Source organism: Mycobacterium sp. HM-7, from assembly GCF_053852335.1.
Map to the genome: position 1 here is coordinate 5,443,700 of NZ_CM132657.1, position 20,307 is coordinate 5,464,006.

At 67.5% G+C, this 20,307-nt stretch carries 20 protein-coding genes and 2 riboswitches; of the genes, 2 read left to right on the plus strand and 18 right to left on the minus strand.

Annotated features, from left to right (window positions below; genetic code table 11):
• Nucleotides 1-9 precede the first annotated feature (9 nt).
• The 4 genes from metE to ACWW1C_RS26350 form a co-directional block, all read right to left on the minus strand.
• The gene (metE, locus tag ACWW1C_RS26335) at nucleotides 10-2,271 is read right to left on the minus strand and encodes a 5-methyltetrahydropteroyltriglutamate--homocysteine S-methyltransferase (RefSeq protein ID WP_455984449.1); all 2,262 of its coding nucleotides are present in this window, start codon (nucleotides 2,269-2,271) and stop codon (nucleotides 10-12) included.
• A 112-nt stretch (nucleotides 2,272-2,383) separates the two neighbouring features.
• A riboswitch (cobalamin riboswitch) is annotated at nucleotides 2,384-2,591 on the minus strand.
• 26 nt (nucleotides 2,592-2,617) lie between these two features.
• A complete protein-coding gene (locus ACWW1C_RS26340) occupies nucleotides 2,618-3,013 on the minus strand; it encodes a YbjQ family protein (protein ID WP_064857257.1) in 396 nt (131 codons plus the stop codon).
• 57 nt (nucleotides 3,014-3,070) lie between these two features.
• Nucleotides 3,071-3,979 (minus strand): CbtA family protein, encoded by a 909-nt coding sequence (locus ACWW1C_RS26345; protein ID WP_455980998.1) that lies wholly within the window; start codon nucleotides 3,977-3,979, stop codon nucleotides 3,071-3,073.
• A 15-nt stretch (nucleotides 3,980-3,994) separates the two neighbouring features.
• Nucleotides 3,995-4,210 carry a CbtB domain-containing protein gene (locus tag ACWW1C_RS26350; RefSeq protein WP_020100912.1) on the minus strand — a complete coding sequence of 72 codons (216 nt, stop codon included), beginning with the start codon at nucleotides 4,208-4,210 and terminating at the stop codon, nucleotides 3,995-3,997.
• A 2-nt stretch (nucleotides 4,211-4,212) separates the two neighbouring features.
• A riboswitch (adenosylcobalamin (AdoCbl) riboswitch) is annotated at nucleotides 4,213-4,359 on the minus strand.
• A 116-nt stretch (nucleotides 4,360-4,475) separates the two neighbouring features.
• Between ACWW1C_RS26350 and ACWW1C_RS26355 the strand changes: the two genes are divergently transcribed.
• The gene (locus tag ACWW1C_RS26355; RefSeq protein WP_455980999.1) at nucleotides 4,476-4,901 is read left to right on the plus strand and encodes a hypothetical protein; all 426 of its coding nucleotides are present in this window, start codon (nucleotides 4,476-4,478) and stop codon (nucleotides 4,899-4,901) included.
• 46 nt (nucleotides 4,902-4,947) lie between these two features.
• On the opposite strand, the gene clpC1 is transcribed toward ACWW1C_RS26355, so the two are convergent.
• From clpC1 to lysS, 3 genes are all read right to left on the minus strand, one after another.
• On the minus strand, nucleotides 4,948-7,470 hold the full coding sequence (clpC1, locus tag ACWW1C_RS26360) for an ATP-dependent protease ATP-binding subunit ClpC (protein WP_455981000.1): 2,523 nt from the start codon (nucleotides 7,468-7,470) through the stop codon (nucleotides 4,948-4,950).
• 259 nt (nucleotides 7,471-7,729) lie between these two features.
• Nucleotides 7,730-8,077 (minus strand): histone-like nucleoid-structuring protein Lsr2, encoded by a 348-nt coding sequence (gene lsr2 / locus ACWW1C_RS26365; RefSeq protein WP_455981001.1) that lies wholly within the window; start codon nucleotides 8,075-8,077, stop codon nucleotides 7,730-7,732.
• 109 nt (nucleotides 8,078-8,186) lie between these two features.
• The gene (gene lysS, locus ACWW1C_RS26370; protein ID WP_455981002.1) at nucleotides 8,187-9,689 is read right to left on the minus strand and encodes a lysine--tRNA ligase; all 1,503 of its coding nucleotides are present in this window, start codon (nucleotides 9,687-9,689) and stop codon (nucleotides 8,187-8,189) included.
• Between the two features lie 24 nt (nucleotides 9,690-9,713).
• Here lysS and ACWW1C_RS26375 point away from each other — a divergent pair, with 24 nt between their 5' ends.
• Complete coding sequence (locus ACWW1C_RS26375) at nucleotides 9,714-10,961, plus strand: alanine racemase (RefSeq protein ID WP_455981003.1); 1,248 nt, start codon at nucleotides 9,714-9,716, stop codon at nucleotides 10,959-10,961.
• Here the strand turns inward: ACWW1C_RS26375 and ACWW1C_RS26380 are convergent.
• The 11 genes from ACWW1C_RS26380 to ftsH form a co-directional block, all read right to left on the minus strand.
• Entirely contained in the window at nucleotides 10,958-11,758 is an 801-nt protein-coding gene (locus ACWW1C_RS26380; RefSeq protein ID WP_455981004.1) for a type III pantothenate kinase, read from the minus strand. The two genes, ACWW1C_RS26375 and ACWW1C_RS26380, sit on opposite strands and share 4 nt — an antisense overlap.
• Before the next feature lie 5 nt (nucleotides 11,759-11,763).
• The gene (gene panD, locus ACWW1C_RS26385; RefSeq protein ID WP_455981005.1) at nucleotides 11,764-12,171 is read right to left on the minus strand and encodes an aspartate 1-decarboxylase; all 408 of its coding nucleotides are present in this window, start codon (nucleotides 12,169-12,171) and stop codon (nucleotides 11,764-11,766) included.
• Entirely contained in the window at nucleotides 12,171-13,139 is a 969-nt protein-coding gene (gene panC, locus ACWW1C_RS26390; RefSeq protein WP_455981006.1) for a pantoate--beta-alanine ligase, read from the minus strand. The genes panD and panC overlap by 1 nt, the downstream gene beginning before the upstream one ends.
• Nucleotides 13,136-14,056 carry a Rossmann-like and DUF2520 domain-containing protein gene (locus ACWW1C_RS26395; protein ID WP_455981007.1) on the minus strand — a complete coding sequence of 307 codons (921 nt, stop codon included), beginning with the start codon at nucleotides 14,054-14,056 and terminating at the stop codon, nucleotides 13,136-13,138. Before ACWW1C_RS26395 ends, panC begins: the two co-directional genes overlap by 4 nt.
• An 81-nt stretch (nucleotides 14,057-14,137) precedes the next feature.
• Nucleotides 14,138-15,202: a DUF6779 domain-containing protein gene (locus tag ACWW1C_RS26400; RefSeq protein ID WP_455981008.1), complete on the minus strand. Its 1,065-nt coding sequence runs from the start codon at nucleotides 15,200-15,202 to the stop codon at nucleotides 14,138-14,140.
• Nucleotides 15,203-15,269: 67 nt separating this feature from the next.
• Nucleotides 15,270-15,746 (minus strand): DUF3180 domain-containing protein, encoded by a 477-nt coding sequence (locus ACWW1C_RS26405; RefSeq protein WP_455981009.1) that lies wholly within the window; start codon nucleotides 15,744-15,746, stop codon nucleotides 15,270-15,272.
• The gene (gene folK, locus ACWW1C_RS26410; RefSeq protein ID WP_455981010.1) at nucleotides 15,746-16,249 is read right to left on the minus strand and encodes a 2-amino-4-hydroxy-6-hydroxymethyldihydropteridine diphosphokinase; all 504 of its coding nucleotides are present in this window, start codon (nucleotides 16,247-16,249) and stop codon (nucleotides 15,746-15,748) included. Before folK ends, ACWW1C_RS26405 begins: the two co-directional genes overlap by 1 nt.
• A complete protein-coding gene (gene folB, locus ACWW1C_RS26415; RefSeq protein ID WP_455981011.1) occupies nucleotides 16,246-16,620 on the minus strand; it encodes a dihydroneopterin aldolase in 375 nt (124 codons plus the stop codon). The genes folK and folB overlap by 4 nt, the downstream gene beginning before the upstream one ends.
• Complete coding sequence (gene folP, locus ACWW1C_RS26420) at nucleotides 16,613-17,407, minus strand: dihydropteroate synthase (RefSeq protein ID WP_455984450.1); 795 nt, start codon at nucleotides 17,405-17,407, stop codon at nucleotides 16,613-16,615. The genes folB and folP overlap by 8 nt, the downstream gene beginning before the upstream one ends.
• A 20-nt stretch (nucleotides 17,408-17,427) precedes the next feature.
• Nucleotides 17,428-18,036: a GTP cyclohydrolase I FolE gene (folE, locus tag ACWW1C_RS26425; RefSeq protein ID WP_267320302.1), complete on the minus strand. Its 609-nt coding sequence runs from the start codon at nucleotides 18,034-18,036 to the stop codon at nucleotides 17,428-17,430.
• Between the two features lie 8 nt (nucleotides 18,037-18,044).
• A complete protein-coding gene (ftsH, locus tag ACWW1C_RS26430) occupies nucleotides 18,045-20,297 on the minus strand; it encodes an ATP-dependent zinc metalloprotease FtsH (protein WP_455981012.1) in 2,253 nt (750 codons plus the stop codon).
• Nucleotides 20,298-20,307: the final 10 nt, after the last annotated feature.

Here is a 20,307-nt window from a genome sequence, read left to right on the forward strand (position 1 = left end):
GCGTTTGACCTACTGCTCGGCCCGAACCAGCTGCGCCGCCTGCACCATGTGCCGCAGCGACTCGGTCACCTCGGCAGTCTTGCGGGTCTTCAGCCCGCAGTCCGGGTTCACCCAGAGCCGTTCTGCCGGAACGGCATCCAGCGCATGGTGCAGCGATGTGGCCATCTCGTCGATGGCGGGCACCCGCGGCGAGTGGATGTCGTACACCCCCGGGCCGACGCTGTTCGAGAACCCGATGCCGTTGAGGTCGTCGAGCACCTCCATGTGCGAGCGCGCCGCCTCGATCGACGTCACGTCGGCATCGAGATCGGCAATGGCACCGATCACCTCACCGAACTCCGAGTAACACAGGTGCGTGTGAATCTGCGTGGCATCGCCGACTCCTGAAGTGGCGAGGCGGAATGCGTCGACCGCCCACTTCAGGTAGGCCGCCTTGTCGGCGTTGCGCAGTGGCAGCAACTCACGGAGCGCGGGCTCGTCGACCTGGACGATGGCGATCCCCGCGGACTGCAGGTCGACGGTCTCGTCCCGGATGGCCAGCGCCACCTGGTTGGCCGAGTCGGCCAGCGGCTGATCGTCGCGAACGAACGACCAGGCCAGGATCGTCACCGGACCGGTGAGCATGCCCTTGACGGGCTTGTCGGTCAGCGTCTGCGCGTACGTCGCCCACTCCACCGTCATCGGCTGCCGGCGGGTGACGTCACCGAAGAGGACCGGCGGGCGTACGCAGCGGGTGCCGTAGGACTGCACCCAGCCGTTCTTGGTGGCGAAGAAACCCTCCAACTGCTCGGCGAAGTACTGCACCATGTCATTGCGCTCGGGCTCACCGTGCACCAGCACGTCGAGGCCGAGCTCCTCCTGCAACCGGATGACCGTCTCGACTTCGGCCTTCATCCGGTCGGTGTACTCGCCACGGTCGATCTCGCCCGCGACGAGTGCGGCGCGCGCCTTCCGGATGTCCACGGTCTGCGGAAACGAGCCGATGGTGGTCGTCGGCAGCGGCGGCAGATTCAGCCTGGCGTCCTGCGCTTTGCGCCGTTCGGCCGCCGGCCCGCGGCCGATGCCGCCGGACAGCACCGCATCCAGCCGGGCCCGGACGGCGGCGTCGTGCAGTCGCGGGTCGTGCGTCCGCGACGCGACCGCCCGCTTCGACGCCGCGAGCGCGGCGGCTACCGACTCCCGGCCCTCGCGTAGCGCCGTCGCCAGGGTGGCAACCTCATCGACCTTCTCCGCACCGAACGCCAACCAACCGCGGAGCGCATCGTCGAGGCCGTCCTCGGGATCGAGCGAATACGGCACGTGCAGGGTCGAACAGGACGTGGAGACGGCCACGGCAGCCGCTGACCCGCGCAGCGCGTCCAGCCGGTCCAGCGCCGCCGCCAGGTCGGTGCGCCAGATGTTGCGGCCATCGACGACGCCCGCCACCAACAGTTTGTCCGCGAGGCCCGCTATCGGCTGATCGCCGCCCGCGACGAAATCGACTGCGATACCGTCGATCTGGGTGCGGGCCAGCGCCGGCAGCGCGGTCCCCGGTTCGCCGAAGTAGGTCGCCACCAGGATCGCCGGGCGGTTGGCGGTACCAGAGAGCGCCGAGTAGACGTGCTCGGCCAGTTCCGCACCGTTGTCCAAGATGTCGGTCACCAGAACGGGCTCGTCGATCTGCACCCACTCGGCACCCGCAGCCCCGAGTCGGCCCAGCAGGTCGGCATACAGCGGCAGCAGCTCACCGAGCCGCTCGGTGGGGGCTCCGGCGCCGTCGACCGCCTTGCTCAGCGCCAGGAACGTGATCGGCCCGACGAGCACTGGCCGTGGTGAAATTCCTTGCTGCTGAGCCTCTTTGAGTTCGGCCAGCACTTTGGCCGGATTCAGCTCGAACACCGTGTCCGGGCCGATCTCGGGCACCAGGTAGTGGTAATTGGTGTCGAACCACTTCGTCATCTCCAGCGGTGCGATGTCCGCCGTACCGCGAGCCGCCGCGAAATAGCGGTCGAGATCGTCGGCGATGGCACCCACCCGGCTCGGCAGGGCACCGAGCAGCACCGCGGTGTCGAGGACCTGGTCGTAGTAGGAAAATGTGTTGACCGGAACGGAATCCAGTCCGGCGGCCGACAATGCGGCGAGACTATCGCGGCGCAGGCCCGCGGCGATTTCGTCGAGTGCGGCCCGGTCGATCCGGCCTGCCCAATAGCGTTCGACGGCCCGCTTGAGTTCACGGTTCGGGCCGATGCGGGGCGCGCCGAGAATGGTTGCGGTGAATGGTGTTGACAACAGACGTCCTTCAAATGCGACGGAAGTGCGCACCGCCCAAAGACATCCGTCGAGGACAGCCCAAACCGCCCTCGGCGATCAGCCCATTCCACGAGGCGATGCACCGCCGGACGCGGCGCATCCGGCACAGCTGGCAGGTCTTCGGACTCGCAGACACGCACCCTTCGGGTGCACCTAGTGGCCGTCGCTTCCCAGTTCGATGTGAACCAGTGCGGATGACGGCGGTCGTTCCTGCATACCGCTGCGGGACAGTCCCGGATTCTCACCGGGTTCCCTCTCATGGCGATTCCCCGCCATTCGACGCCGCAGACGCCGGAGCGTCATTGGCAAACCAGCTGCGCCGTGGAGACTACCCTGTGGGGCCCTGCGCCGGGCCCGGGCCGCCGCCGTAACCCAACTGCTGCGCGGTGTAGCGGGCGGCATCGGTGACCGGAACCGCTTGCACCGCAGTGCCGTACGCGCAGATCTCGGTCCACACATCGCCGATCTCGGTGGTGTCGAACCGCATTCCGATGATGGCATTGCCGCCGCGGGCCTGACATTCCTGGAGCAGCCGGCCCATGGCCTCGTTGCGGCTCTCGGCCAGGTTCTTGGTCATGCCCTGCAGCTCACCGCCGAACATCGCCTTGAAGCCGGCCCCCATCTGCGCGAAGGCATTCCGCGACCGGACGGTGAGGCCGAACACCTCACCGCAGACGCGCTGAATCTCCCACCCGGGCAGGTCATTCGTCGTGACAACCAGCATGCTGCCGCCTTTCTGTGTCGGTACGCCTCGAACTGTAGTGCGCGGCAACCGCAATCGTCAGACGGCGGCTCTTGCGTTCGTGACCGGCGCGACCTTCCGGGCACCACCGAGGTAGCGGTCGACGAGCCCGCCGAACACCAGCCCGATCACCGTCCAGATCAGCGCCTGGTCGATCAGCGAGTACCACCGGAACTCCCACAGCAGGTCGGCGTCGAATCCCGGGTAGATCAGCTGCCCGGGGGCATAGACCTTGCCGTCGACCGTCACCGGCGTCGCGAATGTGTTGGTGATCGGCTGGGGTGTCTCGGTCGCGGCGCGCGCGAACCCGAACTCGCCGGAGTGCTCGACGTTGGCCGACAGATCACCCAATGACGGCAGCGCCGCCAGCAGGCCGCCGTACACGACGAAAAAGCCGAGCACTGCGATCCCCACCGCACGCGCCCACCCGACCTTCGCGGACAGCTTGCGCGCCGCGAACACGGCGAGTCCCAGCAGGGTCAGCGAGCCCCACACCATCCCGAGGTACAGGAAGCCGCGGGACTCCATGGTGAACTCGTGGCCGATGGCCGGCGGGTTCGACGGGTACTTCACGAACGGCAGCAGGTAGACGCCCAGGAAGCCGAAACCGGCGACGGTCCAGCCCAGCACCTTCGGCCGCACGCCGAACCGGCCGTGCAGCACCAGATACGCGACGGCCACCAGCGCACCCATCGCCACCGAGAACGCGATGATGCCGGTCGCCGCCCCGATACCCGACTGGATGGATCGGCTGAACAGCTCCGGCCCGTCCGGTTCGACGGGATGTCCCATGGCGGTGTGGACGGTCGAGAGCACGTTCATGCGGCCGGACTCGTAGTCGATGGCCTTGTCGATGGTGGGCTCGGCAAAAATCCAGGCAAACAGGAACCCCAGGACGCCGGCGATCAGACCAGCGAGGGCTCCGCGCCCGATGACGCGGATTTCCACAAGAAGTCCCGTGGATCAGTGGCAGGGGAAGCCGAGGAAGTGCCGCGAGTCGTGCACCCACTCGTGGACCACGACGGTCTTGCCGAACATCGACATCATGCCCTCGTCGATGCCGACGAGGTAGTACGCCAGCATCGCCAGGAAGATCGTCACACCGAGCAGCACTGCCACCCGGGTGGCCGAAAGCGCCTTGGTCGATACACCCGGCTTCGAAACCGCAATACTCGTCATGGTCAAACCTCCTACGGGGTCACGCGCCCCTACATTGTTCGGTTCTGCACGACGGCGAAAGATCTGACTCGCCGCATTGGGCTCACAGTGGCGCAACCGTGCCGGATTCTCACCGGCTTCCATGCGCCGTCGTACCGGGATCAAGATACACCGAACGGTTTGTCGCCCGCGCAGATCCGTAGGGACTTCCCTTATATCCGTGGCACCGCTCGGCGCTTAGCGTCGATCTCGGACGCTCCCCAGCGACGAGACGGAAGGCACCGCGATGTCATTCACCATCACACGCAGAACGTTCTGCGTGGTCGCAACCGTCACTGCGCTCATATCCGCCGGCTGTGGCGGGGCAGGCCACAGCTCGAACTCGAGCAGCAGCTCCGGCGACTTCTGCACCCTCGACGCGAAGCTGGTCGCGCGCAAGCAACACGACCTGGGCGCGGCACTCGGCAGCGATGCCGCCAACCAGAGCCAGATTGTCGATGACCTGCTCAAAGATGCGCCCGTCACGCAGAGCGAACTCGCGGCAGCGGCACCCGCCGAGCCTCGCCGCTACCTCGACGACCTCGCCGACCCCAACAAAATGGACGCGATGATGGACAACATGAAGGCGCTCAACGACTGGGCGCTGAAGAACTGCGACGCGAAGTACCGCCCGCTGTTCGAATGGCAGGACAAGTCCCTGCTCGGCGGCTGAGCAACGCAAAAAGCCCCCGACGAATCGGGGGCTTTTCGCGTCGTGACTACTCCGAGGCAGTCGCCGCGGCCTCGGCCAGATCGGCCGATTCCTTGCGACGGCCGGCGAACGTGAACTTCGCGTCCTCCGTGTTGGCGCTCTCGCCGTCCCAGTTCTCGACGTCGACGGTCACGATCTGCCCGGGTCCGACCTCTTCGAAGAGGATCTTCTCGGACAGTTGGTCCTCGATCTCGCGCTGGATGGTCCGACGCAGCGGACGGGCACCGAGCACCGGGTCGAAACCGCGACGAGCCAACAGCGCCTTGGCCTTCGGCGTCAGCTCCATCTCCATGTCCTTGGCCTTGAGCTGCTTGCCCACGCGGCCGATCATCAGCTCGACCATCTGAACGATCTCGTCCTGCGTCAGCTGGTGGAACACGATGATGTCGTCGATGCGGTTCAGGAACTCCGGGCGGAAGTGCTTCTTCAGCTCGTCGTGCACCTTGAGCTTCATCCGCTCGTAGTTGTTCTCGCCGCCACCCTGAGTGAAGCCGAGGCCAACCGCCTTGCTGATGTCGCTGGTACCGAGGTTCGAGGTGAAGATCAGCACGGTGTTCTTGAAGTCGACGGTGCGACCCTGACCGTCGGTCAGGCGGCCGTCTTCGAGAACCTGCAGGAGGCTGTTGTAGATCTCCTGGTGAGCCTTCTCGATCTCGTCGAACAGCACCACGCTGAACGGCTTCCGGCGCACCTTCTCGGTGAGCTGGCCGCCCTCTTCGTAGCCGACGTAGCCCGGAGGGGCACCGAACAGCCGCGACGCGGTGAAGCGGTCGTGGAACTCGCCCATGTCGATCTGGATGAGCGCGTCGTCGTCACCGAACAGGAACTCGGCCAGCGCCTTCGACAGCTCGGTCTTACCGACACCGGACGGGCCGGCGAAGATGAACGAGCCCGACGGACGCTTCGGGTCCTTCAGGCCGGCGCGAGTACGCCGGATGGCCTTCGAGACGGCCTTGACGGCGTCGACCTGGCCGATGATCCGCTTGTGCAGCTCGTCTTCCATGCGCAGCAGGCGCGTGGTCTCGGCCTCGGTCAGCTTGAAGACCGGGATGCCGGTCCAGTTGCCCAGGACCTCGGCGATCTGCTCGTCGTCGACCTCGGCGACCACGTCGAGGTCACCCGAGCGCCACTGCTTCTCCCGCTCGGCGCGCTGGGCGACCAGCGTCTTCTCCGAGTCGCGCAGCCGGGCTGCCTTCTCGAAGTCCTGCGCGTCGATGGCCGATTCCTTCTCCCGGCGGGCATCGGCGATCTTCTCGTCGAACTCGCGCAGGTCTGGCGGAGCGGTCATCCGGCGGATGCGCATGCGGGCGCCGGCCTCGTCGATCAGGTCGATGGCCTTGTCCGGCAGGAACCGGTCGTTGATGTAGCGGTCGGCCAGGGTGGCCGCAGCGACCAGCGCACCGTCGGTGATGGAGACGCGGTGGTGCGCCTCGTACCGGTCGCGCAGACCCTTGAGGATCTCGATGGTGTGCTCAACGGTCGGCTCACCCACCTGCACCGGCTGGAACCGGCGCTCGAGGGCGGCGTCCTTCTCGATGTACTTGCGGTACTCGTCGAGCGTGGTCGCACCGATGGTCTGCAGCTCACCACGGGCCAGCTTCGGCTTCAGGATGCTGGCGGCGTCGATGGCGCCCTCGGCGGCACCCGCACCGACGAGCGTGTGGAGCTCGTCGATGAACAGGATGATGTCGCCGCGGGTGTTGATCTCCTTGAGCACCTTCTTCAGGCGCTCTTCGAAGTCACCGCGGTAGCGGCTGCCTGCGACCAGCGAGCCCAGGTCCAGCGTGTAGAGCTGCTTGTCCTTGAGCGTCTCGGGGACCTCGCCGTGCACGATGGCCTGTGCCAGGCCCTCGACGACGGCGGTCTTACCGACGCCGGGCTCACCGATCAGCACCGGGTTGTTCTTGGTGCGGCGGCTCAGCACCTGCATGACCCGCTCGATTTCCTTCTCGCGACCGATGACGGGGTCGAGCTTGCCCTCGGCGGCGGCGGCGGTCAGGTTGCGGCCGAACTGGTCGAGCACGAGCGACGTCGACGGGTTGCCCGTCTCGCCACCGCGGCCACCGGTGCCGGCTTCGGCGGTCTCCTTGCCCTGGTAGCCCGAGAGCAACTGGATGACCTGCTGACGCACGCGGGTCAGCTCGGCGCCCAGCTTCACGAGCACCTGAGCGGCGACGCCTTCGCCCTCACGGATCAGGCCGAGCAGAATGTGCTCGGTGCCGATGTAGTTGTGGCCGAGCTGCAATGCCTCGCGCAGCGACAGCTCCAGCACCTTCTTGGCGCGCGGGGTGAACGGAATGTGGCCGGACGGCGCCTGCTGCCCCTGGCCGATGATCTCCTCGACCTGGCTGCGCACGCCCTCCAGCGAGATGCCCAGCGATTCCAGCGACTTCGCGGCTACGCCCTCGCCCTCATGAATGAGGCCAAGCAGGATGTGCTCGGTGCCGATGTAATTGTGGTTGAGCATCCGGGCTTCTTCTTGAGCCAGGACGACGACCCGACGGGCCCGGTCGGTGAATCTCTCAAACATCGGTGGTTACCTGCTCTCCCTCGTAGCCGCAGCTCCTGCCACGCCACTTCGCGTGTCGCGACGCTGTGCGCCTACCGTCCACTCTAATGGGCGGCGACCTTGCGTGCCCTGCGGTATCCCCTAGCTCGCAAGGCCACTCAGCACTGCAAAAAGGCCAACGCGCTGCAGCGACGAAACGTTTCCCGGATCAGTCCGACCGAGCTACGCCGAAAGCGAACAGAGAAACCGTGGGCAACTCTGAATTACGTTGCCCGCAGGATCAGGTGGCGGCGTGGAACGCGTCGATGATCTCTGCCGGAATGCGGCCCCGGCTGGAGACATTGTGGCCGTTGCGCCGTGCCCATTCGCGGATGGCGGCACTCTGCTCACGGTCGATGGACGCGCGACCACGGCCCGAGGTACCGGCGCTCGCACGGCCGCGACGACGACCACCGACACGGCGGCCGGCCTCGACCCATTTCTTCAAATCATTCCGGAGCTTGGTGGCGTTCTTGGTGGTGAGGTCGATCTCGTAGTTCACCCCGTCGAGTGCAAATTCGACCGTCTCATCCGCCGCACCTTCACCGTCGAAATCGTCGACGAGCGTGACAGTCACTTTCTTTGCCATCGGCCCACACTAACCCTTCTGCCTCGGAAAAATGCAGAATCGACTCTGCCATAACAATGCTGGCATAGGACTCGAATTCCTTCAACAAGTCTCAGGGTCAGCTCAGTTTTCAGTCGCCCTGGCGGCGAACAATCGGGAACAAAACGGTGTCCCTAATCGTCAACCCCGTCAACGCCATCAGCAAGCGGTCGAGTCCCATTCCTGTTCCGGTGGTCGGCGGCATCGCATACTCCAATGCGATAAGGAAATCCTCATCAAGTCGCATTGCCTCGTCGTCACCGGCAGCAGCGGCACGCGCCTGTGCCTCGAAACGCTCGCGCTGAATCACCGGATCGATCAACTCCGAATATCCGGTGGCCAGCTCGAACTTCCGGACATACAGATCCCATTTTTCTGTAACGCCCGGAATACTGCGGTGCGCCCGAGTGAGCGGAGTGGTCTCCACCGGGAAATCCCGGACGAAGGTCGGCGCCCAAAGGTGATCACCGACGGTGTGCTCCCACAGTTCCTCGATCAATTTCCCGTGCCCGTATCCGCGGTCGCGGGGAATCTCGGCGCCGAGTCGTTCAGCCACCTTCCACAGGTACTCGGCGGAAGTCTCGGGAGTGATCTCCTCACCGAGGGCTTCAGACAACGACGGATACATTTCGACGGTCGCCCATTCGCCGTCGAGGTCATAGGTGGAGCCGTCCGGGAGCGGCACCATTCGCGTGCCAATGGCCTCGTCGGCGACCTCCTGAATAAGCTCACGCGTCACAATCGCGGAATCGTCATATGTGCCGTAGGCCTGATATGTCTCCAACATCGCAAATTCCGGTGAATGCGTGGAATCCGCGCCTTCGTTCCGAAAGTTCCGATTGAGCTCAAAAACCTTCTCGAAACCACCGACCAGGCAGCGCTTCAGGAACAACTCCGGCGCGATGCGCAGGTACAGATCCGCATCGAGCGCGTTGGAGTGCGTGATGAATGGGCGCGCCGCGGCGCCACCGGGCAGCGTCTGCAGCATCGGGGTCTCGACTTCGAGAAATCCGCGACGCTCCAGTGCCGAACGCAATGCCCGCACGACCGCAATACGCTGCCGCGCGACATTGCGGGCCTCGGGGCGCACGATCAGGTCGACGTACCGCTGCCGGACCCGCGTCTCTTCATTCAATTCCTTGTGCGCGACGGGAAGCGGTCGCAGGGCTTTCGACACAATTTGCCAGTTCTGGGCAAGCACAGATAATTCCCCGCGCCGAGAACTGATGACCTCGCCCTCGATGAAGACGATGTCGCCCAGGTCGACATCCGTCTTCCACGCGTCGAGCGACTCCTGGCCCACCTTGTCCAGGCTCAGCATGGCCTGGAGCTGGGTGCCGTCGCCCTCCTGCAGCGTGGCGAAGCACAGCTTCCCCGAGTTCCGGGCGAACACGACGCGCCCGGCCACGCCGACGATGTCGCCGGTGGCGGTGTCCGCGACGAGCTCCGGGTACGCCGCCCTCAGCTCGGAGAGGGTATGGGTACGCGGCACCTCGACCGGATACGGATCGCGCCCCTCGGCCAGCAGCCGCTCACGCTTGGCCTGGCGGATGCGGAACTGCTCGGGAATGTCGGGGCTCTCGGCGTCGCTCACGAAATGCCAGCTTAAATGAAGCCCATGGCCACCAGTTTGGAGCAGTCCACCGTCGACGCGCTCGACCACGAGCCGATCGACTGGCGATACAAGGGCCTGCCCTCTTCTTGGTGGGGACAAACCCCTGCCCAGGTGTGCCGTCGGCGGCCCGGTCTGTTCGACGACGGCGCGGTCTCACCGATCGCGACGCTGCGGACCCAGCCGCTGGTGCACAACATGGTCACGATGGCGCGCTGGTGCCGGCGCCGGGGGGTACAGCTCGCCCCGCACGGCAAGACCCACATGTCCCCGCAGCTGCTCGCCCGCCAGCTCGGCGCCGGAGCGGTGGCCGTCACGGCCGCGACCCTCAGTCAGGTCCGGGTGTTCCGCGCCTTCGGGGTCCGCCGGATCATCCTCGCCAACGAGCTGGTCGACGTCACCGGACTGCGCTGGCTGGCCGCCGAGCTGGATGCCAATCCCGACTTCCAACTGACCTGCTGGGTGGACTCTGTGCGCGGCGTGCAGCTGATGACATCTGCCTTGACCGGGCGGCGCCGCCAGGTGGACGTCTGCGTCGAGGTCGGCCAGGCGGGTGGCCGGACCGGCTGCCGCGACGCCGAGACCGTCGACGCCGTGGCGCGCGCGGTGGTGGCCTCGGACCGGCTGCGGCTGGTCGGCGTCGCCGGGTACGAGGCGGCTACCGGCCACGAGATCAGCGACGCGGCGGTGGCTGCCGTCACCCGGTACCTGCAGACGATGCGCGACACGGTGATCCGGTTGCGCCCGCTGTTCGAGACCGGCGAAATCCTGGCGACGGCCGGCGGCAGCACCTACTTCGATCTCGTCGCCGACATCCTGACCGGCTGGCCCGACGGCATGTCGGTGCACACCGTCCTACGCAGCGGCTGCTACCTGACGCACGACGACGGACTCTACGCCCGCACGACGCCGCTGGGCCGCACCGACGACGGCCACCTCGAACCCGCACTGAGTGTGTGGGCGCAGGTGCTGTCCCGCCCCGAGCCCGACCTCGCGATCGTGGGCATGGGCCGCCGGGACGTGTCGTTCGACCAGGAGCTGCCCGTGCCGTACGGGCGGCCCGACAGCGTCGTGGAGAAGCTCAACGACCAGCACGCCTACCTGCGGCTGGCACCCGCTGACCAGAGTGTGCAGGTCGGCGACTGGCTGGAGTTCGGGGTCTCACACCCGTGCACGGTCTTCGACAAGTGGCAGCTGATCCCGGTCCTCGACGCCGACCACCGCGTGGTGGAGCTGGTCCGGACCTTCTTCTAGGCGCGGCGGGAGTTGCGCTGGTTGCGCTCGAAGACCAGCCGCAGGCCGTCGAGCGTGAGGTTCTTCTCGTAGTGCTGCACGGTGCGCAGATCCGGCAGCACCAGCTGCGCGGTGTGCCCGGTGGCCACCACCGTGACGTTATGACCGTCGAAGCCGTCGACATCTTCACGCACCCGGTTCACCAGCCCGTCCACCAGGGCAGCGAACCCGAACACCGCACCGGCCTGCATGCACTCCACCGTGTTCTTGCCGATCACCGACCGGGGCCGGGTCAGCTCGACCCGCCGCAGCGCCGCCGACCGGGCCGCCGCCGCGTCCGAGGACACCTGCACGCCCGGTGCGATGGCGCCGCCGAGGAACTCACCCTTTGCCGAGACGACGTCGACGCAGATCGACGATCCGAAGTCGACGACGATGGCCGCGGTGCCGTACTTGTGGTACGCCGCAAGGCAGTTGACGATGCGGTCGGCGCCGACCTCTTTCGGGTTGTCGACCAGCAGCGGAATGCCGGTGCGCACACCCGGTTCGATCAGGACTTGCGGCACCTTCGGCCAGTACTGGTCCAGCATCACCCGGATTTCGTGCAGCACCGACGGCACTGTCGACAAACCCGTTGCGCCGAGCAGGTTTTCGGCGTCATCACCGATCAGACCGTCGATGGTCAGCGCGAGCTCGTCGGCCGTCACCTCCGACTCGGTACGAATCCGCCAGTTCTGCACCACTTTTGCGTGATCTCCGGAGCCCGAGATCAACCCGACGATGGTGTGGGTGTTGCGGACATCGATCGCCAGCAGCACCGGCGTTACCGCGGCGACAGCAGGCCGTCGACACCGTCCGGGACGTGCGCGGCGTCGTGCGAGAAGTCGATCTGCCGGTTCTGCGCGTCGACGAAGATGACGTTCGGCCGGTAGGTGCGGGCCTCGGCGTCGTCCATCGTGGCGTAGGCGATCAGGATCACCAGATCACCGGGGTGGATGAGATGCGCTGCGGCACCGTTGATCCCGATGATGCCGGTCCCGCGCTCACCGGTGATGGCGTAGGTGACCAGCCGGTTGCCGTTGTCGATGTCGACGATGGTGACCTGCTCACCCTCGAGGATGTCGGCGGCGTCCATCAGGTCGGCGTCGATGGTCACCGAACCGACGTAGTGCAGGTCCGCCTGCGTCACCGTCGCCCGGTGAATCTTGGACTTCAGCATGGTGCGAAACATCAATTCCTCCAAGGTAATTCGTTGTTGCCACCGTCGGCTCCGTCATGGTCGAAGGCAGACCCGACATTCGGGTGACCGTCGATCCCTGCGGAGGCGCCGATGTCGATGGCGATGTTGTCCAACAATCTGGTCTTGCCGAGCCGGCCCACCACCAGCATGCGGGCCGGACCCGATGCCGGTGCCGGACCCAGCCAGGGGTCCCGGACCTCCAGATAGTCGACGTCGATGGCGGGCACCTCATCGAGGACCGCCCGGGCCGCATCGAGTGCGGCGGCCGCGCCGTGCGACGCGGAGTACTTGCCGGCCAGCAGTGCCGCGGACAACGCCCCGGCCTGCTCGCGCTGTTCAGCGTCGAGGTAGCGGTTGCGCGACGACATGGCCAGGCCGTCGTTCTCGCGTACGATCGGCACCGCCTGAATTCGCACATCCAGGTCGAGGTCGTCGACCATCTGGCGCACCAGAACCAGTTGCTGATAATCCTTTTCGCCGAAGAACGCGCGATCGGGGCGCACGATGTTCAGCAGCTTGAGCACGACGGTCAGCATCCCGGCGAAATGCGTCGGCCGGGATCCGCCCTCGAGTTCGGCGCCCAGCGGACCCGGCAGGACCGTGGTGCGCTGACCGTTCGGATACATGTCGGCGGCGTTGGGCGCGAAGACGATGTCGACGTCCTCGCCGCGCAACTGCTCGATGTCGGAATCCAGGGTGCGCGGGTAGGCGTTCAGGTCTTCCCCCGCGCCGAACTGCAACGGGTTAACGAAGATCGACACCACCACAACGGCGCCGGGGATCTTCTTGGCGGAGCGCACCAGCTCCAGATGGCCGTCGTGCAGCGCCCCCATGGTCGGCACGAGCATCACCCGGCGCCCCGTGGCGCGCAGGACCCGCGACACGTCCGACACGTCCGTCGGGTTGGTGTAGAGGTTCAGCTCGCCGGCGGTGAACTTCGGCGGCCTGCGATCGGTCACTGCGTTCTCCCTTGCAACACGGCGAAAACTTCATTCGGCGCATGCGCACGTTGTGCGGTGCGCAGCGACATGGCTCGATACGCCTGCGCCAGTTCGGGATTCACTTCTTCCATCGCACGCAGATGAGCCGCGACGGCGGCGCCGTCGCCGCGGGCCACCGGGCCCGTCAGCGCGCTCTGCCCGCGCTGCAGCGCGTTCTCCAGCGAGGCCCGCGCCAGTGGCGCGAGGATGCGCTCAGCGATGCCGGCGGGGTCGCCCGTCACCAGCTCCTGGCCGAGCAGTTCCTGGCCGGCCAGCGCGCCGCGCAGGGCTTCGACGGCGTCGAGGACGACGGTGATGACGTGATTGCCGGCGTGCGCCAGGGCCGCGTGATAGAGCGTGCGGGCGTCCTCGCGAACCCGGAACGGTTCGCCGCCGATCTCGAGAACCAGGGACTGGGCGATGGCGTATCCGATTTCGTCGGCCGCGGTGATCCCGAAACAGGTCTCCGACAGCCGGGCGATGTCTTCGTCCGCCCCGGTGAACGTCATGGCCGGGTGGATGGCCAGCGGGATACAACCCTGCTCGGTCAGCGGGGCCAGCACGGCGATGCCGTTGGCACCCGAGGTGTGCACGACGATGGTGCCGGGCCGCACCGATCCGGTGGCCGCCAGGCCCGCGACGACAGCCGTCAGCTCCGCGTCGGGCACGGCCAGCAGCAGGAGTTCGGCCTTGGCGGCGACGTCGTGCGCGGGCAAGACCTGGGTGTCGGGCAGCCGCCGCTCGGCGCGGCCGCGCGACGCATGGGAGATCGCGCTACACGCGACGACGACGTGGTCGGCGCGCTCCAGCGCAACACCCAGCGCACTGCCGACCCGCCCTGCGGAAATGATTCCGACAGTGAGCCGGGCCGGACGCAGTCCGTCGAGCTGCTTCATTGCAGCGACCTCACAATTGGTGGTTTTCTCCTCGTTCCAGTCCTGCTCGGCAGGTACCGGACGGTCACCGCAGAGCGTAGCTCAGTCCTCGCGGCGGCGTCGACGGCCGCCGCCGCTGGTGTTGGCCTGCAGCCGTGCCAACAGTTCGGCCGCGGGCTGTCCGCCAACGTGCTGACCTGCGGGTTCATCGTCAGGTTCGGCGCGGCGCCGACGACCGGATGTGACAGGGGTCTCTGTCGCGGCCGGCTCCGCAGGTGCCCCGTGACGGCCTCGGCGCGGCGGTTCTGGAGCGGGCTCGGGAGCGGGCGGGACGACCGGCAGCGTCATCGTCGGTTCGGGGCCGCGGTCCTGGACCGGCGGCGGGGGCGGCGGCACTGGCTCCGGCGCCACGGGCGCCCAGTTGCTGCCCGGCTGACCGGCCGGAATCCACTGCCCTTCGGCGGGGGTCGGCTGCCAGTCCGACGGTGCCGGCTGCGGGGGAAGACGGTGCGCGCCGCCGAACGGCTGCTGCTGCGGTGGCGGGGGTGGGGGCGGCGGGGCCCATGGATCCGGCGGCACATGCGGCTCGGCCGCCACGTCGATGATGGGGCTCTCTTCGGTGTTGGGCTCCGACATGAGGTCAGGACGGTCTTCGGTGTCGATCCGGCTGGCGACGACGCGACCGACCGGCACGGCCTGCCCGCTGCGATCGGTCTCGAGCGCCGGGCGGTGGGCCAGGTCGGTGTCGAAGTAGAACTCGAGGTTCGCGCGGAGCGCGGCGAGTTCCGCGCGCAGCGCCGCGACCTCGTCGGCCGACTGGGCGCGCAGTTCGGAGGCGAGCTCACGGCGCAGGTGCGATTCCAGGGACAGTTCGTACTCGCGGCGTGCCGCGATCTCGCGGTCCAGCTGCAGGTCGTAGACGAGCTTGAGGTCCCGGGCCCGGGCCTGGTCCAGATCGGCCTGGCGCCGGTATACGAACGAGGCGAACGCGGCCGCCACCGCGGCCCACAGGGCAATGACCACAGCGAGTTTCAGCAACTCGACCTGATCAGTGAACACCAGCGCGGAGCTGGCGATGATCGCGAGCACCAGCAATGCCGTCAGCAGCAACCAACCCGGCCTGCGGTTCGCACGCCTACCGCGCGCTGCCCGAGTCGGATCGATCATGGGCTGACTGTACCGTTTTGCCTTCCCATCGCAGGTTGACCGACACCCGTTCCGGTCGGATCGTTACCTATTCGGTTGCGCCGTCAGACTTCTCCGGCGGGTCCAGCGGCGCGCGGCAGCAATGCTGCAGCCACAACCCGGCCACCACGAGTGCCAGCGCACTCACTGCCGCGACCGTCGCCCCCGGGAAATCGGCCGCGGCCACGCGCAGTACACCCCGCCGCGGCAGCACGTAGCCGAGCACACCGAGCCACCAGCCGAGAGCCAGCGCACCGACCCAAGCCGACGCCTTGGCCACCACCACCGACCGGGCGACCGCCAGAGGATGGACGCGACCTGCCCCCACGCCGATGGCCCCGTCCCGGATCTTGGCGCGCAGGTAGAACCCCCACCCCGCCTCGGCGGCGGCAAAAGCCAACAGCGACAAGCCCGTCCACACCGTGATCGGCGGGAACCACCGGTACACCAGGATCACCAGCAGGTACGCGACGACCGTGGCCAGCGCCGTGCCGATCGCCAGATCGCGCTTCCGGGTGGGTCCCATCAGGGCACCAGCACCAGGTCCGTGCGCCGCACGCCGTCGCGTTCGCCGGCATCCAGTCCGGCCAGCAGATCGGCGACGGGAACACCCCCCAGCTCCGCTGCGGGATCGGCGGCCAGCCACGGCACGAGCACGAACGCCCGTTGATGCGCGAGTGGGTGCGGCAGCGTCAGAGCCGGATCGGCAGAGCGCACTTCTGCGTCACCGTCGTGGCAGCTGACGATGTCGACATCGAGAGTGCGTGGGCCCCAACGCTGTTCGCGAAGACGGTCCGCCGCATTCTCGAACTCGTGGGCCAGATTGAGCCAGCCCGGGCCGTCGAGGCCGGCATCGTCGGCCAGCAGCACGGCATTGAGGAACGGCCCCTGTTCGACGCCGCCCCAGGCAGCGGTCTCGTAGACCGGGGACACGGCCCGGATCGTGCCGGCCAGCCCGGCAACCACCGACTGCAGATGGGCGAGGCGATCACCCAGGTTGGAGCCGATGGACAGGACCACGGTCGTCACCCTCGGCCGCCCCGCCTCGACCGCCGCGCCACCACTGCAACGTCGTTGAACGACAACGGAATCGGCGCGCTGGGCTTGTGCAGCACCACCTCGACGGCGTGCACCCGCTGGTCGGTCATCACAGAATCGGCGATCTCGGCCGAGACCGTCTCGATCAGGTTTCGCGGCGGCCCGGCGATGATGTCCGCCGCCTGCTGCGCCAGTGCGCCGTAGTCCAGGGTGTCCGACAATTCGTCGCTCATCGCGGCAGCGACCAGGTCGATCCACACCGTGATGTCGACGACGAAGTCCTGCCCGTCTTGCCGCTCGTGGTCGAAGACCCCGTGATTTCCGCGAACGGTCAAGCCGCGCAGTTCGATTCGATCAGCCAAGCCACGCTCCCACCACTTTGACGGCATCCACCGAAGCCCGTACATCATGCACCCGCACTCCCCATGCACCGTGCTGCGCGGCCAGCGCCGAGATCACCGCGGTGGCCGTCTCCCGGCCGTCGGGCTCGCGCGGTGTGCCGTCGGCGTCCGCCAGCAGGGTGCCGAGGAACCGCTTCCGTGACGCGCCGACCAGCACCGGGATCCCGGTGGCCACCAACTCGGGCAGCGCCCGCAGCAGGGCCCAATTGTGCCCCGCCGATTTGGCGAAACCCAGACCCGGATCGATGATCAGGTTGCCCGGCTCGACCCCGGCGGCGACGGCGTCGTCGACCGCGGCGAGCAGCTCCGCCCGGACATCCGCCACCACGTCGGCGTACTCCGGAATCCGGTGCGGCTGCTCGGCGTCGACTTCCCGCCAGTGCATCAGTACCCACGGCACCCGCGCGCTCGCGAGCAGCGGCGCCATGTCCGGGTCGGCGCGGCCACCGGACACGTCGTTGACGATGTGGACGCCACATTCCAGCGCGGCCTCGGCCACGTCGGCGTGCATGGTGTCGACGCTGACGGTGATGCCTTGGGCGACAAGTTCTTTGATGACCGGCAGCACGCGGCCGCGCTCGACGTCCGGGTCCAGCCGGGCCGCGCCGGGCCGGGTGGATTCCCCACCGACGTCGATGATCTGCGCCCCTTGGGCCGCCAGCGCCAGTCCGTGCTCGATCGCGCGATCGTGGTCGAGGAACCGTCCCCCGTCGGAGAACGAGTCGGCGGTGACGTTGACCACGCCCATTACGCGCGTGCGGACGTGATTCACTTCCGCAGGATCAGATCCAGCGCCTCGGCTCGCGACGACGCGCAGGTCTTGAACTGGCCGCGCACCGCGGAGGTCGTGGTCACCGCGCCGGGCTTGCGCACCCCGCGCATCGCCATGCACAGGTGCTCGGCCTCGACCACCACGATGGCGCCCCGCGGGTTCAGCTTGCGCATCAGGGCGTCGGCGATCTGGCCGGTCAGCCGCTCCTGTACCTGGGGCCGCTTGGCGTACAGGTCGACCAGGCGGGCGATCTTGGACAGCCCGGTGACCCGGCCGTCCTCACCCGGGATGTAACCGACGTGCGCAACGCCGTGGAACGACACCAGGTGGTGCTCGCAGGTCGAGTACATCGGAATGTCCTTGACCAGCACCAGTTCGTCGTGGCCCTCGTCGAAGGTCGTGTCGAGCACGGCATCGGGATCGGTGTACAGGCCGCCGAAGATCTCCTCGAAGGCGCGGGCAACGCGGCCGGGGGTGTCCCGCAAGCCGTCACGGTCCGGGTCCTCGCCCACTGCGAGCAGCAGCTCACGCACCGCGGCTTCGGCTCGATCGTGATCGAACTTCGGCGGGGTGAGCCTGGCCGAATGGATCTGCGACCGCGTCATCTGTGCGCCTACTCGTCGTTGGGTTTGGCCGGCGGTGGTGCCGGTTGCTGCGGATACGGCTGATAGCCCTGCGGCGGACCGGGCTGGCCCCAGCCTTGCTGCGGGTACCACTGGCCCTGCTGGGCGTGGTGGCCATGCTGGCCATGCTGCCCATGCTGCGGCGGCCAGCCCGGGGCCTGCCAGCCCGCGGGTGCGCCGTAGTTCGGCTGCGTCTGACCGTGCTGCGGCTGACCGTTCGGCGCAGCGTGCGCGCCGTTGGTGCCGTTCACCGCGCCCGCGGCCTGGCTGGCCGCGGCGATTGCCGCCTTGAACGCCGGCTCCTCGACGGGCGGCGGCCACGGCTCGCCGCGCTCGATGGCCAGCTCGCCCGGCGTCTTGATGGGCGGCTTCTCCGACGGAATCCGGCCACCGAAGTCGTCGAACAAGGTCAGACGGGGCCGCTTCTCGACGTCTACCAGGATGCGCTCCAGGTCAGGGCGGTGCAGCGTCTCCTTCTCGAGCAGTTCGCCGGCGAGGGTGTCGAGCACATCGCGGTACTGCGTCAGCACATCCCACGCCTCGGTGTGGGCAGCCTCGATGAGCTTGCGCACCTCGTCGTCGATGTCGCGGGCGACCTCGTGACCGAAATCAGCCTGGGTGCCCATGGTGCGGCCCAGGAACGGATCGCCGTGCTCGGTGCCGTACCGGACGGCGCCCAGCTTCGCGCTCATCCCGAACTCGGTGACCATCGCGCGGGCGATCTTGGTGGCGTTCTCGATGTCGGACACCGCACCGGTGGTGGGCTCGCGGAAGATCAGCTCCTCGGCGGCGCGGCCGCCGATCGCCATGACCAGACGCGCGATCAGTTCGGAACGGGTCTGCATGCCCTTGTCGTCCTCGGGGACGGCGACGGCGTGCCCGCCGGTGCGACCGCGGGCCAGGATCGTCACCTTGTACACCGGGTCCAGGTGCGGCATGGCCCAGCCCGCCAGGGTGTGCCCCGCCTCGTGGTAGGCGGTGATCTTCTTTTCCAGCTCGCTGATGATGCGGCCCTTGCGGCGCGGACCACCGACGACGCGGTCGACGGCTTCCTCAAGCGCCGGCCCGGTGATGACCGTGGCGTTCTCGCGGGCGGTCAGCAGCGCGGCCTCGTTGATCACGTTGGCCAGGTCGGCGCCGGACATGCCGACGGTGCGCTTGGCCAGGCCGTCGAGGTCGGCGTCGGGGGCGATGGGCTTGCCGGCCGAGTGCACCCGCAGCACGGCCTTGCGGCCGGCCAGGTCGGGTGCCGAGACCGGGATCTGGCGGTCGAAGCGGCCGGGACGCAGCAGCGCCGGGTCGAGGATGTCGGGCCGGTTGGTGGCGGCGATCAGGATGACGCCCTGGCGGTCGCCGAAGCCGTCCATCTCGACCAGCAGCTGGTTCAGCGTCTGCTCGCGCTCGTCGTGGCCGCCGCCCAGGCCGGCACCGCGCTGACGGCCGACGGCGTCGATCTCGTCGACGAAGATGATGCACGGGCTGTTCTGCTTGGCCTGCTCGAACAGGTCACGCACGCGCGAGGCACCGACACCGACGAACATCTCGACGAAGTCCGAACCGGAGATCGTGAAGAACGGCACGCCGGCCTCACCGGCGACGGCACGCGCCAGAAGCGTCTTACCCGTTCCGGGCGGGCCGTACAGCAGCACGCCCTTGGGAATCTTGGCGCCGAGGGCCTGGTAGCGGCTCGGGTTCTGCAGGAAGTCCTTGATCTCGTAGAGCTCTTCGACGGCCTCGTCCACACCGGCGACGTCGGCGAACGTCGTCTTCGGCATGTCCTTGCCGAGCAGCTTGGCCTTGGACTTGCCGAAGCCGAAGCCCATGCGGCCGCCGCCCTGCATGCGGGAGAACATGAAGAACAGGCCGACGAGCAGCAGCAGCGGCAGCAGGTAGATCAGCAGTGAGCTGAGGATGCTGCCCTGGTTGACCACCGTCTTGGTCTTGACGTTCTTGCCGTTGAGCGCGTCGAACAGCGGCACCGCGTAGCCCGTCGGGAACGACGTGATGATCTTGTTGCTGTTGTCCGTATCCGGCGTGACGCTCTTCAGATCCAGCCGGACCTGCTGCTCGCGATCGTCGATCTGGGCGCCGGTGACGTTCCCGGCATTGATCTGAGCGACCGCCACAGACGTGTCGACCTGGTGATAGCCACGGGTGTCATCACTGAAATAAAAGAAAGACCAACCCAGCAGCAACACGACCGCGACGACGGTCAGGGTGCGGATGACGTTTTTTCGCTTCATCGACATATTT

What these genes read in the sequence shown, in the direction of transcription:
- ACWW1C_RS26405 (WP_455981009.1), bottom strand. Translation starts at nt 15,746, where the DNA reads ATGGGACCCACCCGGAAGCGCGATCTGGCGATCGGCACGGCGCTGGCC.
- ACWW1C_RS26355 (WP_455980999.1), top strand. Translation starts at nt 4,476, where the DNA reads ATGTCATTCACCATCACACGCAGAACGTTCTGCGTGGTCGCAACCGTC.
- ACWW1C_RS26375 (WP_455981003.1), top strand. Translation starts at nt 9,714, where the DNA reads ATGGCCACCAGTTTGGAGCAGTCCACCGTCGACGCGCTCGACCACGAG.
- lsr2 (WP_455981001.1), bottom strand. Translation starts at nt 8,077, where the DNA reads ATGGCAAAGAAAGTGACTGTCACGCTCGTCGACGATTTCGACGGTGAA.
- panD (WP_455981005.1), bottom strand. Translation starts at nt 12,171, where the DNA reads ATGTTTCGCACCATGCTGAAGTCCAAGATTCACCGGGCGACGGTGACG.
- ftsH (WP_455981012.1), bottom strand. Translation starts at nt 20,297, where the DNA reads ATGAAGCGAAAAAACGTCATCCGCACCCTGACCGTCGTCGCGGTCGTG.
- folE (WP_267320302.1), bottom strand. Translation starts at nt 18,036, where the DNA reads ATGACGCGGTCGCAGATCCATTCGGCCAGGCTCACCCCGCCGAAGTTC.
- clpC1 (WP_455981000.1), bottom strand. Translation starts at nt 7,470, where the DNA reads ATGTTTGAGAGATTCACCGACCGGGCCCGTCGGGTCGTCGTCCTGGCT.
- folP (WP_455984450.1), bottom strand. Translation starts at nt 17,407, where the DNA reads ATGGGCGTGGTCAACGTCACCGCCGACTCGTTCTCCGACGGGGGACGG.
- ACWW1C_RS26400 (WP_455981008.1), bottom strand. Translation starts at nt 15,202, where the DNA reads ATGATCGATCCGACTCGGGCAGCGCGCGGTAGGCGTGCGAACCGCAGG.
- ACWW1C_RS26340 (WP_064857257.1), bottom strand. Translation starts at nt 3,013, where the DNA reads ATGCTGGTTGTCACGACGAATGACCTGCCCGGGTGGGAGATTCAGCGC.
- ACWW1C_RS26395 (WP_455981007.1), bottom strand. Translation starts at nt 14,056, where the DNA reads ATGAAGCAGCTCGACGGACTGCGTCCGGCCCGGCTCACTGTCGGAATC.
- ACWW1C_RS26350 (WP_020100912.1), bottom strand. Translation starts at nt 4,210, where the DNA reads ATGACGAGTATTGCGGTTTCGAAGCCGGGTGTATCGACCAAGGCGCTT.